The sequence below is a fragment of the Escherichia sp. MOD1-EC6162 genome, assembly GCF_002965125.1.
Lineage (GTDB): Bacteria > Pseudomonadota > Gammaproteobacteria > Enterobacterales > Enterobacteriaceae > Escherichia > Escherichia marmotae.
The window spans coordinates 18,919-35,356 of sequence record NZ_PTSB01000004.1; the positions used below are offsets into that span (position 1 = coordinate 18,919).

The 16,438-nt window shown below is 50.4% G+C and carries 14 protein-coding genes; 10 read left to right on the plus strand and 4 right to left on the minus strand.

Annotated features, from left to right (window positions below; translation table 11 throughout):
• Window positions 1-168 precede the first annotated feature (168 nt).
• Both ampG and A9587_RS04920 read right to left on the minus strand, forming a co-directional pair.
• The gene (gene ampG / locus A9587_RS04915; protein ID WP_038354467.1) at window positions 169-1,644 is read right to left on the minus strand and encodes a muropeptide MFS transporter AmpG; all 1,476 of its coding nucleotides are present in this window, start codon (window positions 1,642-1,644) and stop codon (window positions 169-171) included.
• Between the two features lie 43 nt (window positions 1,645-1,687).
• Window positions 1,688-2,266: a lipoprotein gene (locus A9587_RS04920; RefSeq protein WP_000473501.1), complete on the minus strand. Its 579-nt coding sequence runs from the start codon at window positions 2,264-2,266 to the stop codon at window positions 1,688-1,690.
• A 304-nt stretch (window positions 2,267-2,570) separates the two neighbouring features.
• Here A9587_RS04920 and bolA point away from each other — a divergent pair, with 304 nt between their 5' ends.
• From bolA to fadM, 9 genes are all read left to right on the plus strand, one after another.
• Window positions 2,571-2,888, plus strand: a complete 318-nt coding sequence (gene bolA / locus A9587_RS04930) for a transcriptional regulator BolA (RefSeq protein WP_000973458.1) — start codon at window positions 2,571-2,573, stop codon at window positions 2,886-2,888.
• A gap of 343 nt (window positions 2,889-3,231) precedes the next feature.
• The gene (gene tig, locus A9587_RS04940; RefSeq protein ID WP_001198397.1) at window positions 3,232-4,530 is read left to right on the plus strand and encodes a trigger factor; all 1,299 of its coding nucleotides are present in this window, start codon (window positions 3,232-3,234) and stop codon (window positions 4,528-4,530) included.
• A 245-nt stretch (window positions 4,531-4,775) separates the two neighbouring features.
• Window positions 4,776-5,399: an ATP-dependent Clp endopeptidase proteolytic subunit ClpP gene (gene clpP / locus A9587_RS04945; RefSeq protein ID WP_000122253.1), complete on the plus strand. Its 624-nt coding sequence runs from the start codon at window positions 4,776-4,778 to the stop codon at window positions 5,397-5,399.
• Between the two features lie 125 nt (window positions 5,400-5,524).
• Window positions 5,525-6,799, plus strand: coding sequence for an ATP-dependent protease ATP-binding subunit ClpX (clpX, locus tag A9587_RS04950; protein ID WP_000130317.1), 1,275 nt, complete (start codon window positions 5,525-5,527; stop codon window positions 6,797-6,799).
• Between the two features lie 187 nt (window positions 6,800-6,986).
• Window positions 6,987-9,341, plus strand: coding sequence for an endopeptidase La (lon, locus tag A9587_RS04955; protein ID WP_001295325.1), 2,355 nt, complete (start codon window positions 6,987-6,989; stop codon window positions 9,339-9,341).
• A 190-nt stretch (window positions 9,342-9,531) separates the two neighbouring features.
• The gene (gene hupB, locus A9587_RS04960; RefSeq protein ID WP_254892905.1) at window positions 9,532-9,822 is read left to right on the plus strand and encodes a nucleoid-associated protein HU-beta; all 291 of its coding nucleotides are present in this window, start codon (window positions 9,532-9,534) and stop codon (window positions 9,820-9,822) included.
• Between the two features lie 191 nt (window positions 9,823-10,013).
• A complete protein-coding gene (gene ppiD, locus A9587_RS04965; RefSeq protein WP_061090750.1) occupies window positions 10,014-11,885 on the plus strand; it encodes a peptidylprolyl isomerase in 1,872 nt (623 codons plus the stop codon).
• 150 nt (window positions 11,886-12,035) lie between these two features.
• Window positions 12,036-12,407 carry a helix-hairpin-helix domain-containing protein gene (locus A9587_RS04970; RefSeq protein ID WP_000680305.1) on the plus strand — a complete coding sequence of 124 codons (372 nt, stop codon included), beginning with the start codon at window positions 12,036-12,038 and terminating at the stop codon, window positions 12,405-12,407.
• Between the two features lie 105 nt (window positions 12,408-12,512).
• On the plus strand, window positions 12,513-12,911 hold the full coding sequence (fadM, locus tag A9587_RS04975) for a long-chain acyl-CoA thioesterase FadM (protein WP_001194535.1): 399 nt from the start codon (window positions 12,513-12,515) through the stop codon (window positions 12,909-12,911).
• A 94-nt stretch (window positions 12,912-13,005) separates the two neighbouring features.
• On the opposite strand, the gene queC is transcribed toward fadM, so the two are convergent.
• Window positions 13,006-13,701: a 7-cyano-7-deazaguanine synthase QueC gene (queC, locus tag A9587_RS04980; protein ID WP_105263330.1), complete on the minus strand. Its 696-nt coding sequence runs from the start codon at window positions 13,699-13,701 to the stop codon at window positions 13,006-13,008.
• Window positions 13,702-13,765: 64 nt separating this feature from the next.
• Window positions 13,766-15,466, minus strand: coding sequence for an SgrR family transcriptional regulator (locus A9587_RS04985; protein WP_001238185.1), 1,701 nt, complete (start codon window positions 15,464-15,466; stop codon window positions 13,766-13,768).
• Window positions 15,467-15,565: 99 nt separating this feature from the next.
• Between A9587_RS04985 and cof the strand changes: the two genes are divergently transcribed.
• Window positions 15,566-16,384, plus strand: a complete 819-nt coding sequence (gene cof, locus A9587_RS04990) for an HMP-PP phosphatase (protein WP_001515892.1) — start codon at window positions 15,566-15,568, stop codon at window positions 16,382-16,384.
• Window positions 16,385-16,438: the final 54 nt, after the last annotated feature.

Here is a 16,438-nt window from a genome sequence, read left to right on the forward strand (position 1 = left end):
ATAAAGAGTCATTAGCTGAATCGTGTAAAAAATAAAATATATAGATGGGGTCAATAATTTCCGAAAGCTAAGCCGCACAAAAGAACAAATATTATTAAGCGCTGCTGATGTTTATTTAGCCGTAATAATTACGCCGGGTGATTACTACAGCTAAATAATATCCACTGATTACGTCAAATGCGTTTTTCGTAGTGCCAGATAGTCCAATAAACCACCAAGTATGACACCACCCAGAGCGACTAAAACGCCGATTTCCAGCAGTGCAGGCAGGAAAGAGAAGTGAGTCAAATCCAGCGCATCCATCGTTAACAGTAGTAACCACACGGCCAACAGACTGACGCCTGCTGCCAGTGTCCACATGGCAAAGGTATAACCAGATGGATACTCGGTACGTGGGATAAAGTTGTCGTTGACCCGCGTGTACTCCAGCGTCTGGCGGCAAACCAGCAGCAAAATAAGTCCAGGTACAGCGGCCGCAACAGAGAACAGATAGAATGTCGACCAGCCGTGAGCTTCAACAAACCAGCCCGCTACGGGGCCTACATAAACCCGTCCTACAGCAGAAAGCGCTGAGAGCAGAGCGAACTGAGTAGCGGAAAATGACTTATTACACAGGGTCATTAACAGCGCCACAAATGCCGATGTGCCCATCCCGCCACACAGGTTTTCGAAAAAGACTGCCGCGCCCATGCTGTAGAGATGCTTATCAGTCACAGAAAGCAGCCAGTAACCGGCGTTGGACGCACCTTGTAAAAGGCCGAAAATCAGCAGCGCACGGAACAGTGAAAGACGCTGCATCAAAATACCGCCGTACAACGCGCCGACGATGGTCGCCAGCAAGCCGAGCGTTTTGTTAACCACGCCCACTTCGCCGGCATCAAATCCGACACCGCGAATCAAAAAGGTGGTTGTCAGGCTCATGGCGAAAGCATCGCCCAGCTTATACAGCACAATTAAAAGCAGAATTAACCATGCGTTATTGCGACCAAAGAAATCACGTAGTGGCGCAACAACAGCTTGCTCCAGCGTTTTGGGTACAGGAATGGTGTCGGTTGGTTCTGGCGCAAGCAAAGTCGCAATGATGCACGGGATTAACAGAGCTGCCATTAGCCAGTACATGCCTTGCCAGCCCAACCATTTATCCGCCAGCCATAAGGCTAAACCGCCGGAAACCAGCATCCCTAAACGGTAACCCAGCACGCTGATTGCCGCACCTGCGCCGCGTTCTTCCGCGGGAAGCACATCCGTTTTCCACGCATCAAAGACGATATCCTGGGAGGCCGAGCAAAAAGCGATAACGACTGCCAGTGCCGCCATCCAGCGAAGTTGCGTACCAGGTTCGAGAAAACCCATTGCCGCAATCGCCAGCAACAATAACGCTTGCGTGGCGAGCAGCCAGCCGCGCCGTCGCCCGAGAAACGGCGGAGTATAGCGGTCCATCAGCGGCGACCAGAGAAATTTAAATACGTAAGCCTGACCCACCAACGAGAAGAAACCAATGGTTTTAAGATCGATATTCTCGACTGTCATCCACGCCTGTAACGTGCCGGATGTCAGGGCGAGCGGCAGCCCGGAAGCAAAACCCAGAATCAACAAAATAGCTGAACGAGGCTGTTGGAAAATACGTAAATATTGACTGGACATGGGCGTCTACAGGCCCGACTTGCACCGGGCCAGAGGGCAGAAATTAACGTGCGTTCTGCTTAATGAATTCGTGGATGCTGGTGTCCTGAGACATGTCAGCGATGGTGTCGGTCAGCACGCTGTTAACCGCGTCAGCGATGTTTTTGTTAGAGGCCTGAAAAGCGCCCTCAACGTTGTAGCTGGCACGATAGTTTTTGGTCATTTTGTTGCCATTCTGCGCGGTGGCGATGATGGCGATATCCGCTTTGGTAGCAATGTTGTAGCGCACATTGCCCTGGGACACGTCGGCATACAACTGGCTAACGATGATTTGCAGATTAACCGGGCCATTCGGGCCAACCATATAACCGCGAGCGGTCATTTGTTTTTCCAGCACTTCTTGCAGCAGGAAACGCAGATCGCGGGACGCGGTCAGGGTAACAATTTGGTTGTCACGGGTGACTTTTGCTAACGCCTGATCGGTACGCTGATCGGCACCATTAATGCTAACGGTGACGCCCATCAGACTTGGATCTTGCTGTGGCAGTGTCATCGTCGGAGAAACTTCAATGGTTGTTGGCGGTTTCGCGCATCCTGCAAGCATAAACAGAGCAACTAACGGGAAGAGGATTTTTTTGAACATGTTCTGGCTCTCAGAGACTTTTAAGCGTGTTTGGTAAAGATTCCCGCCATCATAACATCGCCAACGACGAGGGGAAGTGGGTAAGACATGTAAATTCATTATGTTGACGAAATAATCGCCTTAGGTAAAAGAAACACCGATGTGAAGCCGGTGAATCAATCTTTAAATCAGTAAACTTCATACGCTTGACAGAAAAAACAGGATGAAAGCTAATTATTTGTTGTTAAGCTGTAATGGAAACGGTTAAAGCGGCTAGTATTTAAAGGGATGGGTGACATCTCAGCGTTGTCGGAGGAGATATTTCATGATGATACGTGAGCGGATAGAAGAAAAATTAAGGACTGCGTTCCAACCCGTATTCCTCGAAGTTGTGGATGAAAGCTATCGTCACAATGTCCCAGCCGGCTCTGAAAGCCATTTTAAAGTTGTGCTGGTCAGCGATCGTTTTATGGGTGAACGTTTTCTGAATCGTCATCGAATGATTTACAGTACTTTAGCGGAGGAACTCTCTACTACCGTTCATGCGCTGGCTCTGCATACTTATACCATTAAGGAGTGGGAAGGATTGCAGGATACCATCTTTGCTTCTCCTCCTTGTCGTGGAGCGGGAAGCATCGCCTAAAAACGCATTTGCAACAGTTAGCGTTTTTCCAGTATGTTGCTAAAGATTTTATGAAAAACGGCCTGCGGGCCGTTTTGTTTTGTCTGGATTTTGCGCTTTTTGCCCAGCATTCAGACGAAAATTGCCCGGGAATTGTGAAAAAATACGCGGCAGCGCGCAATAACCGTTCTCGACTCATAAAAGTGATGCCGCTATAATGCCGCGTCCTATTTGAATGCTTTCGGGATGATTCTGGTAACAGGGAATGTGATTGATTATAAGAACATCCCGGTTCCGCGAAGCCAACAACCTGTGCTTGCGGGGTAAGAGTTGACCGAGCACTGTGATTTTTTGAGGTAACAAGATGCAAGTTTCAGTTGAAACCACTCAAGGCCTTGGCCGCCGTGTAACGATTACTATCGCTGCTGACAGCATCGAGACCGCTGTTAAAAGCGAGCTGGTCAACGTTGCGAAAAAAGTACGTATTGACGGCTTCCGCAAAGGCAAAGTGCCAATGAATATCGTTGCTCAGCGTTATGGCGCGTCTGTACGCCAGGACGTTCTGGGTGACCTGATGAGCCGTAACTTCATTGACGCCATCATTAAAGAAAAAATCAATCCGGCTGGCGCACCGACCTACGTTCCGGGCGAATACAAGCCGGGTGAAGACTTCACCTACTCTGTAGAGTTTGAAGTTTATCCGGAAGTTGAACTGCAGGGTCTGGAAGCGATCGAAGTTGAAAAACCGATCGTGGAAGTGACCGACGCTGACGTTGACGGCATGCTGGATACTCTGCGTAAACAGCAGGCGACCTGGAAAGAAAAAGACGGCGCTGTTGAAGCTGAAGACCGCGTGACCATCGACTTCACCGGTTCTGTAGACGGCGAAGAGTTCGAAGGTGGAAAAGCGTCTGATTTCGTACTGGCGATGGGCCAGGGTCGTATGATCCCGGGCTTTGAAGACGGTATCAAAGGCCACAAAGCAGGCGAAGAGTTCACCATCGACGTGACCTTCCCGGAAGAATACCACGCAGAAAACCTGAAAGGTAAAGCAGCGAAATTCGCTATCAACCTGAAGAAAGTTGAAGAGCGTGAACTGCCGGAACTGACTGCTGAATTCATCAAACGTTTCGGCGTTGAAGATGGTTCCGTAGAAGGTCTGCGCGCTGAAGTGCGTAAAAACATGGAGCGCGAGCTGAAGAGCGCCATTCGTAACCGCGTTAAGTCTCAGGCGATCGAAGGTCTGGTAAAAGCTAACGACATCGACGTTCCGGCTGCGCTGATCGACAGCGAAATCGACGTTCTGCGTCGCCAGGCTGCACAGCGTTTCGGTGGCAACGAAAAACAAGCTCTGGAACTGCCGCGTGAACTGTTCGAAGAACAGGCTAAACGCCGCGTAGTTGTTGGCCTGCTGCTGGGCGAAGTTATTCGCGCTAACGAGCTGAAAGCTGACGAAGAGCGTGTTAAAGGCCTGATCGAAGAGATGGCTTCTGCGTACGAAGATCCGAAAGAAGTTATCGAGTTCTACAGCAAAAACAAAGAGCTGATGGACAACATGCGTAACGTGGCTCTGGAAGAACAGGCTGTTGAAGCCGTTCTGGCGAAAGCGAAAGTGACTGAAAAAGAAACCACTTTCAACGAGCTGATGAACCAGCAGGCGTAATTTGCGCAGCCTAACGCGCTAAATTCGCACAAAGGCCCGTCACCGCCAGGTGGTGGGCTTTTTTTTGTCATGAATTTTGCATGGAACCGTGCGAAAACCCTCTTTCGGTGTTAGCGTAACAACAAAAGATTGTTATGCTTGAAATAGGATGATGCCGTACCCATAACACAGGGACTAGCTGATAATCCGTCCATAAGGTTACAATCGGTACAGCAGGTTTTTTCAATTTTATCCAGGAGACGGAAATGTCATACAGCGGCGAACGAGATAACTTTGCACCCCATATGGCGCTGGTGCCGATGGTCATTGAACAGACCTCACGCGGTGAGCGCTCTTTTGATATCTATTCTCGTCTACTTAAGGAACGCGTTATTTTTCTGACTGGCCAGGTTGAAGACCATATGGCTAACCTGATTGTGGCGCAGATGCTGTTCCTGGAAGCAGAAAACCCGGAAAAAGATATCTATCTGTACATTAACTCCCCAGGTGGGGTGATCACTGCCGGGATGTCTATCTATGACACCATGCAGTTTATCAAGCCTGATGTCAGCACCATTTGTATGGGCCAGGCGGCCTCAATGGGGGCATTCCTGCTGACCGCAGGGGCAAAAGGTAAACGTTTCTGCCTGCCGAATTCGCGCGTGATGATTCACCAGCCGTTGGGCGGCTATCAGGGCCAGGCGACTGATATCGAAATTCATGCCCGTGAAATTCTGAAAGTTAAAGGGCGGATGAATGAACTTATGGCGCTTCATACGGGTCAATCATTAGAACAGATTGAACGTGACACTGAGCGCGATCGCTTCCTTTCCGCGCCTGAAGCGGTGGAATACGGTCTGGTCGATTCGATTCTGACCCATCGTAATTGATGCCAGAGGCGCAACTGTGCCGCTATACTTATTCAGGTTGGCACAACGCTGTAAGCGGCTTGCGCCTGAGAATGGCATTTGCGTCGTCGTGTGCGGCACAAAGAACAAAGAAGAGGTTTTGACCCATGACAGATAAACGCAAAGATGGCTCAGGCAAGTTGCTGTATTGCTCTTTTTGCGGCAAAAGCCAGCATGAAGTGCGTAAGCTGATTGCCGGTCCATCCGTGTATATCTGCGACGAATGTGTTGATTTATGTAACGACATCATTCGCGAAGAGATTAAAGAAGTAGCACCGCATCGTGAACGCAGTTCGCTACCGACGCCGCATGAAATTCGCAACCACCTGGACGATTACGTCATCGGTCAGGAACAGGCGAAAAAAGTGCTGGCGGTCGCGGTGTACAACCACTACAAACGTCTGCGCAACGGCGATACCAGCAATGGCGTTGAGTTGGGCAAAAGTAACATTCTGCTGATTGGTCCGACTGGCTCTGGTAAAACGTTGCTGGCGGAAACGTTGGCGCGTCTGCTGGACGTTCCGTTCACTATGGCTGATGCCACCACCCTGACCGAAGCGGGTTATGTGGGTGAAGATGTTGAAAACATCATTCAGAAGCTGTTGCAGAAGTGCGACTACGACGTACAGAAAGCGCAGCGCGGGATTGTCTACATCGATGAAATCGACAAGATTTCGCGTAAGTCTGACAACCCGTCCATTACCCGTGACGTTTCCGGTGAAGGCGTACAGCAGGCACTGTTGAAACTGATCGAAGGTACGGTTGCCGCCGTTCCACCGCAGGGCGGACGTAAGCATCCGCAGCAGGAATTCTTGCAGGTTGATACCTCCAAGATCCTGTTTATCTGTGGCGGTGCATTTGCCGGTCTGGATAAAGTGATTTCCCATCGTGTCGAAACTGGCTCCGGCATTGGTTTTGGTGCGACGGTAAAAGCGAAATCTGACAAAGCAAGCGAAGGTGAGTTGCTGGCGCAGGTTGAACCGGAAGATTTGATCAAATTTGGTCTGATCCCTGAGTTCATCGGTCGTCTGCCAGTTGTGGCAACGCTGAATGAACTGAGCGAAGAAGCTTTGATTCAGATCCTCAAAGAGCCGAAAAACGCCCTGACCAAGCAGTATCAGGCGTTGTTTAACCTTGAGGGCGTGGATCTGGAATTCCGTGACGAAGCGCTGGATGCTATCGCCAAGAAAGCGATGGCGCGTAAAACCGGTGCCCGTGGTCTGCGTTCCATCGTAGAAGCTGCGCTGCTTGATACCATGTATGATCTGCCTTCTATGGAAGATGTGGAAAAAGTGGTTATTGACGAGTCGGTTATTGAAGGGCAAAGCAAGCCACTGCTGATTTATGGCAAGCCGGAAGCGCAACAGGCGTCTGGTGAATAATTAACCATTCCCATACAATTAGTTAACCAAAAAGGGGGGATTTTATCTCCCCTTTCATTTTTCCTCTATTCCCGACGTTGAATGTGGGAGAAACATCCCCATATACTGACGTACATGTTAATAGATGGCGTGAAGCACAGTCATGTCATCTGATTACCTGGCGGACATTAAACTAAGAGAGAGCTCTATGAATCCTGAGCGTTCTGAACGCATTGAAATCCCCGTATTGCCGCTGCGCGATGTGGTGGTTTATCCGCACATGGTCATCCCCTTATTTGTCGGACGGGAAAAATCTATCCGTTGTCTGGAAGCGGCGATGGACCATGATAAAAAAATTATGCTGGTCGCGCAGAAAGAAGCTTCAACGGATGAGCCGGGTGTAAACGATCTTTTCACCGTCGGGACCGTGGCCTCTATATTGCAGATGCTGAAACTGCCTGACGGCACCGTCAAAGTGCTGGTCGAGGGGTTACAGCGCGCGCGTATTTCTGCGCTCTCTGACAATGGCGAACACTTTTCTGCGAAGGCGGAGTATCTGGAGTCCCCGACCATTGATGAGCGCGAACAGGAAGTGCTGGTGCGTACCGCAATCAGCCAGTTCGAAGGCTACATCAAGCTGAATAAGAAAATCCCACCAGAAGTGCTGACGTCGCTGAACAGCATCGACGATCCGGCGCGTCTGGCGGACACCATTGCCGCACATATGCCGCTAAAACTGGCTGACAAACAGTCCGTTCTTGAGATGTCCGACGTTAACGAACGTCTGGAATATCTGATGGCTATGATGGAGTCGGAAATCGATCTGCTGCAGGTTGAGAAACGTATTCGCAACCGCGTCAAAAAGCAGATGGAGAAATCCCAGCGTGAGTACTATCTGAACGAGCAAATGAAAGCTATTCAGAAAGAACTCGGTGAAATGGACGACGCGCCAGACGAAAATGAAGCGTTGAAGCGCAAAATCGACGCGGCGAAAATGCCAAAAGAGGCAAAAGAGAAAGCGGAAGCAGAATTGCAGAAGCTGAAAATGATGTCTCCAATGTCGGCAGAAGCGACCGTGGTGCGAGGTTATATCGACTGGATGGTGCAGGTGCCGTGGAATGCACGTAGCAAGGTCAAAAAAGACCTGCGTCAGGCGCAAGAAATCCTCGATACCGACCATTATGGTCTGGAACGTGTGAAAGATCGCATCCTTGAGTATCTCGCGGTTCAAAGCCGCGTAAATAAAATCAAGGGGCCGATCCTCTGCCTGGTTGGACCGCCGGGGGTAGGTAAAACTTCTCTGGGGCAGTCCATCGCTAAAGCTACCGGACGTAAATATGTCCGTATGGCGCTGGGCGGTGTGCGTGACGAAGCGGAAATCCGTGGTCACCGCCGTACTTACATCGGTTCTATGCCGGGTAAATTGATCCAGAAAATGGCGAAAGTGGGCGTGAAAAACCCGCTGTTCCTGCTCGATGAGATCGACAAAATGTCTTCTGACATGCGTGGCGATCCAGCTTCCGCACTGCTTGAAGTGCTGGATCCAGAGCAGAACGTGGCGTTCAGCGACCACTATCTGGAAGTGGATTACGACCTTAGCGACGTGATGTTTGTTGCGACGTCGAACTCCATGAATATTCCGGCGCCACTGCTGGATCGTATGGAAGTTATTCGTCTCTCTGGTTATACCGAAGATGAAAAACTGAACATCGCCAAACGTCACCTGCTGCCGAAGCAGATTGAACGTAATGCACTGAAAAAAGGTGAGCTGACCGTCGACGATAGCGCCATTATTGGCATTATTCGTTACTACACCCGTGAGGCGGGCGTGCGTGGTCTGGAGCGTGAAATCTCCAAACTATGCCGTAAAGCGGTTAAGCAGTTGTTGCTCGATAAGTCATTAAAACATATCGAAATTAACGGCGATAACCTGCATGACTACCTCGGTGTTCAGCGTTTCGACTATGGTCGCGCGGATAACGAAAACCGCGTTGGTCAGGTAACTGGTCTGGCGTGGACGGAAGTCGGCGGCGACTTGCTGACCATCGAGACAGCGTGTGTTCCAGGCAAAGGTAAACTCACTTACACCGGTTCGCTGGGCGAAGTGATGCAAGAGTCCATTCAGGCGGCGTTAACTGTGGTTCGCGCGCGTGCGGAAAAACTGGGGATCAATCCAGATTTTTACGAAAAACGCGACATCCACGTGCACGTACCGGAAGGTGCGACGCCGAAAGATGGTCCGAGCGCCGGTATTGCCATGTGCACCGCACTGGTTTCTTGCCTGACCGGTAACCCGGTTCGCGCCGATGTGGCGATGACTGGTGAGATTACTCTGCGTGGTCAGGTGTTGCCAATCGGCGGTTTGAAAGAAAAACTGCTGGCAGCGCACCGCGGCGGGATTAAAACAGTGTTAATTCCGTTTGAGAACAAACGCGATCTGGAAGAGATTCCGGACAACGTGATTGCCGATCTGGACATTCATCCTGTGAAGCGCATTGAGGAAGTTCTGACTCTGGCGCTGCAAAATGAACCGTCTGGAATGCAGGTTGTAACTGCAAAATAGTGACTTCGCGCAAATTGCACTAATAAAAAAAGGGCTGGTGGGTCAATTCGGGCTTGCCAGCCTTTTTTTGTCTCGTTAAGTTAGAGGGCGGATTAGGCTTGCCCTTATTAAGGGGTGTTGTAAGGGGATGGCTGGCCTGATATAACTGCTGCGCGTTCGCACCTTGAAGGATTCAAGTGCGGGATAAATTATAAAGAGGAAGAGAAGAGTGAATAAATCTCAATTGATTGACAAGATTGCTGCAGGGGCTGATATCTCTAAAGCTGCGGCTGGCCGTGCGTTAGATGCTATTATTGCTTCCGTAACTGAATCCCTGAAAGAAGGGGATGATGTAGCACTGGTTGGTTTTGGTACTTTTGCCGTTAAAGAGCGTGCTGCCCGTACTGGTCGCAACCCGCAGACCGGTAAAGAGATCACCATCGCTGCAGCTAAAGTACCGAGCTTCCGTGCAGGTAAAGCGCTGAAAGACGCGGTAAACTAAGTATTGTCCCCATTGGGGATGTGACGAAGTTCAAGGGCGCATCTACTGATGTGCCTTTTTTATTTGTATTCCGTGACTTTCTGCAAGTTGTGGGCTGACAATTGCCCCCGTTTCTTGTCACAATAGGCCTTTGCACGCAGCGATATGTTGCGTGAGGTATACAGTCACCTACAGCGGAGTGTTGTTACACCATGATGGACAGCTTACGCACGGCTGCAAACAGTCTCGTGCTCAAGATTATTTTCGGTATCATTATCGTGTCGTTCATATTGACCGGCGTGAGTGGTTACCTGATTGGCGGAGGCAATAACTACGCCGCAAAAGTGAATGACCTGGAAATCAGCCGCGGGCAGTTTGAGAACGCTTTCAACAGCGAGCGTAATCGGATGCAGCAACAGCTTGGCGATCAATACTCTGAGCTGGCTGCGAACGAAGGCTACATGAAAACCCTGCGTCAACAGGTGCTGAATCGTCTGATCGACGAGGCGCTGCTGGATCAGTACGCCCGCGAACTAAAACTGGGTGTCAGCGATGAGCAGGTTAAACAGGCTATTTTCGCAACCCCAGCCTTTCAGGTTGACGGCAAGTTTGATAACAGCCGCTATAACGGTATCCTCAACCAGATGGGGATGAGTGCCGATCAGTACGCACAGGCGCTGCGTAACCAGCTTATGACCCAACAACTGATTAACGGCGTTGCGGGCACTGACTTTATGCTAAAAGGTGAAACCGACGAGCTGGCAGCGCTGGTTGCTCAACAACGTGTAGTGCGTGAAGCGACTATCGACGTTAACGCTCTGGCGGCTAAGCAGGCAGTGACCGAACAGGAAATCGTCAGCTACTACGAGCAAAACAAAAACAGCTTCATGACTCCGGAACAATTCCGCGTGAGCTACATCAAACTGGATGCCGCAACGATGCAGCAACCGGTTAGTGATGCGGATATCCAGAGTTACTACGATCAGCATCAGGATCAATTCACCCAGCCGCAGCGTACCCGTTACAGCATCATCCAGACCAAAACTGAAGATGAAGCGAAAGCGGTACTTGATGAGCTGAACAAAGGTGGTGATTTTGCTGCGTTAGCAAAAGAAAAATCTGCCGATATTATCTCTGCCCGTAACGGCGGCGATATGGGGTGGTTAGAAGATGCCACTATCCCGGATGAACTGAAAAATGCTGGTCTGAAAGAAAAAGGCCAACTGTCCGGCGTCATCAAATCTTCGGTGGGTTTCTTGATCGTGCGTCTGGACGATATTCAGCCTGCGAAAGTGAAGTCGTTAGACGAAGTCCGTGACGACATCACGGCGAAAGTGAAACACGAAAAAGCCCTGGATGCGTACTACGCGCTGCAGCAGAAAGTGAGCGATGCGGCAAGCAACGACACCGAATCTCTGGCCGGTGCAGAGCAGGCTGCGGGTGTTAAAGCCACCCAGACTGGCTGGTTTAGTAAAGATAAACTGCCGGAAGAGTTAAACTTTAAGCCGGTTGCGGACGCTATCTTCAACGGCGGTCTGGTTGGTGAAAACGGTGCGCCGGGCATCAACTCTGACATCATCACCGTAGACGGCGATCGCGCATTCGTGCTGCGCATCAGCGAGCATAAACCAGAAGCGGTTAAACCATTGGCAGATGTTCAGGAACAGGTTAAAGCGCTGGTTCAGCACAACAAAGCTGAACAGCAGGCGAAAATCGATGCTGAAAAACTGCTGGTTGATCTGAAAGCGGGCAAGGGTGCGGAAGCTATGCAAGCTGCCGGTTTGAAATTTGGCGAGCCGAAAACCTTAAGTCGTTCCGGCCGTGACCCAATTAGCCAGGCCGCGTTTGCACTGCCTCTGCCAGCGAAAGACAAACCGAGCTACGGTATGGCGACCGATATGCAAGGTAATGTGGTTCTTCTGGCGCTGGACGAAGTGAAACAAGGCTCAATGCCGGAAGATCAGAAAAAAGCGATGGTGCAGGGTATCACCCAGAACAACGCACAAATCGTCTTTGAAGCGCTGATGAGTAACCTGCGTAAAGAGGCGAAAATCAAAATTGGCGACGCGCTGGAACAGCAATAATCCTGAAGCCGCTTCGCAAAAAAATGCTTTGTAGCTGTAACAAGAAAAGGTCGCTTTCGCGGCCTTTTCCATTTCTGAATATTGCCATTTGTTTACTGTTTTCACTGCCGTTAAGGTGATTCCACTGTTAACAAACAAGGAGAAAACAGTATGAAACACGGAATCAAAGCACTTCTCATTACTCTGTCTCTGGCTTGTGCCGGAATGTCTCATAGCGCGCTGGCGGCTGCCCCTACGGCGAAACCGGCAGCGGTAGAAACCAAAGCGGAGGCACCCGCAGCACAAAGCAAAGCGGCAATACCGGCGAAAGCCAGTGACGAAGAAGGCACCAGAGTCAGTATTAACAATGCCAGTGCGGAAGAGTTAGCCCGCGTTATGAATGGTGTTGGCCTGAAGAAAGCGCAGGCGATTGTCAGTTATCGGGAAGAGTACGGTCCGTTTAAAACGGTGGAAGATTTAAAACAGGTGCCGGGGATGGGCAATTCGCTGGTGGAACGTAACCTTGCGGTATTAAGTCTGTAATTAATTTGCATAGTGGCAATTTTTTGCCAGACTGAAGAGGTCATACCAGTTATGACCTCTGTGCTTATAACTGTTCTTATAACAACAACGTAAGGCTATTGCGCTATGCAAACACAAATCAAAGTTCGTGGATACCATCTCGATGTTTACCAGCACGTTAACAACGCTCGCTACCTTGAGTTTCTCGAAGAAGCCCGCTGGGATGGGCTGGAAAATAGCGACAGCTTTCAATGGATGACCGCCCATAACATCGCTTTTGTGGTAGTCAATATCAATATTAACTATCGCCGCCCGGCGGTGTTGAGCGACCTGCTGACCATTACCAGTCAGTTGCAGCAATTAAACGGTAAAAGCGGCATTTTAAGTCAAGTAATCACCCTTGAGCCGGAAGGACAGGTGGTGGCGGATGCGCTCATCACCTTTGTTTGTATTGATCTCAAAACGCAGAAAGCATTAGCCCTGGAAGGGGAACTGCGCGAAAAGCTGGAGCAGATGGTTCAGTAAACGTTTTGTTGTGCCGGATGCGACGCGGGGTGCGTCTTATCCGGCCTCCAGGCGTGATACAATCGTAGATCGGATCAGGCGACACCCCGAATAATTACTTCAATCCGGTCTTCTGTTTCATCGCCGTCATCACCGCCGATTTATCGGCCAGATAATGATGCAACCCGTTGGCACGCAGATTACACGCAGCACAATGACCGCAACCGTCGCCTTTAATGCCATTATAGCAGGTCAACGTTTCGTTACGGACTAAATCCAGCTTGCCGTAATAATCCGCCAGCGCCCAGGTTTCCGCTTTATCAATCCACATCAACGGTGTTTCAAAGCGAATATCTTTCGCCATGCCCAGACTGACGGCATGGTTCAGTGCTTTCACAAACTCATCGCGGCAATCCGGGTAACCGGAGAAATCCGTTTCGCAGACGCCGGTAATTACTGCTTCTGCTTTTACCTGATACGCATATATTGCCGCCAGCGTCAGGAACAAAATATTACGCCCTGGGACAAACGTATTCGGGATACCATCGGCTTCAGGTTCATAATCTGGCACTGGAATGCTGTCACGCGTCAGGCTGCTAACCGCCAGCTCGTTGAGCAGCGTCACATCCAGCACCTTATGCGCGCGTGCCCCTAGTTTTAGCGCCAGTTCGCGGGCCACGTCGATCTCTGCGCGATGGCGCTGGCCGTAATCAAATGTCACGCAATGGACTTCATCATATTGCTGCAATGCTTGTACCAGACAGGTGGTGGAATCCTGGCCTCCACTGAACACAACGACAGCACGTTTCATAAATCATCCTGCTAAATCGGTAAAAACCTTATGGTAACGCCTGTGGTTAACCCCGACCAGTGCTTCATTGCGACGGTGCGGGAAGCCAGGCTTCGGTAAATTCAAACCAGCCGCGCGGCGTCAGACGGACACCGTTAACACCGGGCGGCGCGCTAATGCGATAGTGATAGTTAAACAGTGGTGTCAGCGTGGCGTTATCCATTAATTGTGTGAAGACCGCTTTCAGGGCGTTATGTCGGTTTTCCTCATCAGGCATCAATTGCACGGCATCCAGTGTTGAGTGCAGATGTGCATATGTGCTGGCAGTGAAAACATGTGGCCAGAGCGGATCGCAACGCAGCCATTGCTCAAGGGTATATTCCGGTGCTTCGCCAATTAGTCTATCGCCCATCATCAAATCTGCCTGAGCCAGTGGGGTTGTGTCATCCCAGTTTTTCGCATGATGAAAAATAATCTTTAATTCGCAACCTTCTGCTGCCAGCGTCGTCCGTAGCTGTTCTGCCATAGCATGAAGTTCCACTGGCAGGTGATAAGCCAGCGTCAATGTTTCCGGTAGTTTGACCTCATCTGGCACTTCCCATTGCGGAATAGTCCAGCCAGGCAGCAATGCATTACTGGCGGTGATCAGGTTTTCTCCGACTTCTAACGTTTGCAGTAAACCAGATTGATGAATAATGGTGATCACTTTTCGCGCCTGCCAGAGGGTTAGTCGGGAGCTTTTGCGCAACGTTAAATAGCAAAAACCTAAACTGATGCCGCTACTGACCTGGCTGACCAGAGGCAGATCCTCGGGTTTACCGATAGTGATTTGCACTGGATGCTGGCAACTGGTTCCCAAATCTTTTTCAAAAAGCGGTGGAGTTATCCAGTATTCGACCGCTTTTAGCAGAGGATGACGTAAATGGTAATAATCGTGACTTTCCAGACGCACCAGTTCCGCTGTGAATTGTGTTAAGCGAAAAGGACCGGTTCCCACCTGCGGGAATTGTGGATGCGCGAGATGACTGCAATAGCTTGCCAGCCGGTGGGCAAGCCAGTAATCGGGGCGATGTAAAAAGAAGGTCAGGCACTGCGGATGGGGGACTTCAATACGCTTCACGCTAATAAATAATTTACCCAATGCAGGTAGCTGTAGCAGCATCAACAACCGCTGATGCAGTTGCGTTGCTTTTACAGCATCGCCGTTATGCCAGTGCAGCGTTGAACGAAGATAAAAATCCCAGCGTAGCCCGTCAGTAGACGTTTCCCAGTGGTGCGCTAAATCGCCAATTGGGCGTTGCGTATTATTGTCGAAGCGGGTCAGGCCGGAAAAAACTTGCCCGGCGAGATGCTGCTCGGCACGGCCGGGCAAAAAGCCCGGTTGTAGCGGTTCGAGTGGGCGATAATAGGGGATACGCAACGTCGGTGTATCGTTATGCCATTGCCCGCCCATAAACGGTTGTAACAGGGTACGCAGCTCGCCAGGAGCCAGTTGCGCCAGCTCCAGCACATCCTGCTGTTTCCCGGTTTCCAGCGCCTGTTCCATCATCGTATTGCGCAGGAATTGCGGCGTCACCAGAAAGCGTAGTTGCCCGCGCTTTCCGCGTCCTGATTGCGCCTGCCACTCCAACCATCCAGCCTCCTGTGCCTGACGTAACAGTGTGCGCACATGCCGTTCGCTGCAAAAACAGCGTTCGGCCAGTTCGCTGACGGTCACGGACTGCGTCTCTCCCGCGGAAGGTTGCCACAGACGTTGATACTGGTTAAGACGGTTAAGCAGTCGCATATAAACCCGGAACAATATTATTTAACTATTCACTATTACTTCCGTATATATCAGGTGATACTCAATCACCATTAACCCTGTCACAGAGTGGAGAAAGAAATGGCTCGTCTGGCAGCATTTGATATGGACGGCACTTTATTGATGCCTGACCACCACTTAGGTGAGAAAACCCTCTCTACTCTGGCGCGCCTGCGTGAACGCGATATCACCCTTACTTTTGCTACGGGTCGCCATGCGTTGGAGATGCAGCACATTCTCGGGGCGCTATCGCTGGATGCGTATTTGATTACCGGCAACGGTACGCGCGTGCATTCTCTGGAAGGTGAATTGTTACATCGTGATGATTTACCTGCAGATGTGGCGGAACGGGTGCTCTATCAGAAGTGGGATACCCAGGCCAGCATGCATATCTTCAATGATGATGGCTGGTTTACCGAACGCGAAATTCCGGCGTTGTTGCAGGCATTTGTCTATAGCAAGTTTCGTTATCAGATTATCAATGTCAAAAAAATGCCTCTCGACCGCGTCACCAAGGTCTGTTTCTGTGGCGATCATGACGATCTTACGCGCTTGCAGATCCAACTACAGGAAGCATTAGGCGAGCGGGCACATTTGTGTTTTTCCGCGATTAATTGCCTGGAAGTACTGCCGGTGGGGTGCAATAAAGGCGCAGCGCTGGTGGTGCTGACCCAATATTTAGGTTTTTCGCTGCGCGACTGCATGGCCTTTGGCGATGCGATGAACGATCGTGAAATGTTAGGCAGCGTCGGCAGCGGCTTTATTATGGGCAATGCGATGCCGCAACTTCGCGCGGAACTCCCCCATTTACCGGTGATTGGACACTGCCGAAATCAGGCTGTCTCTCACTATTTGACGCACTGGCTGGACAATCCACATCTACCTTATTCCCCCGAATAACGAGATCCCTTCCAGCGCCGGGCAATAGCCCGGTTTTTTTTTGCTTTGAATTTG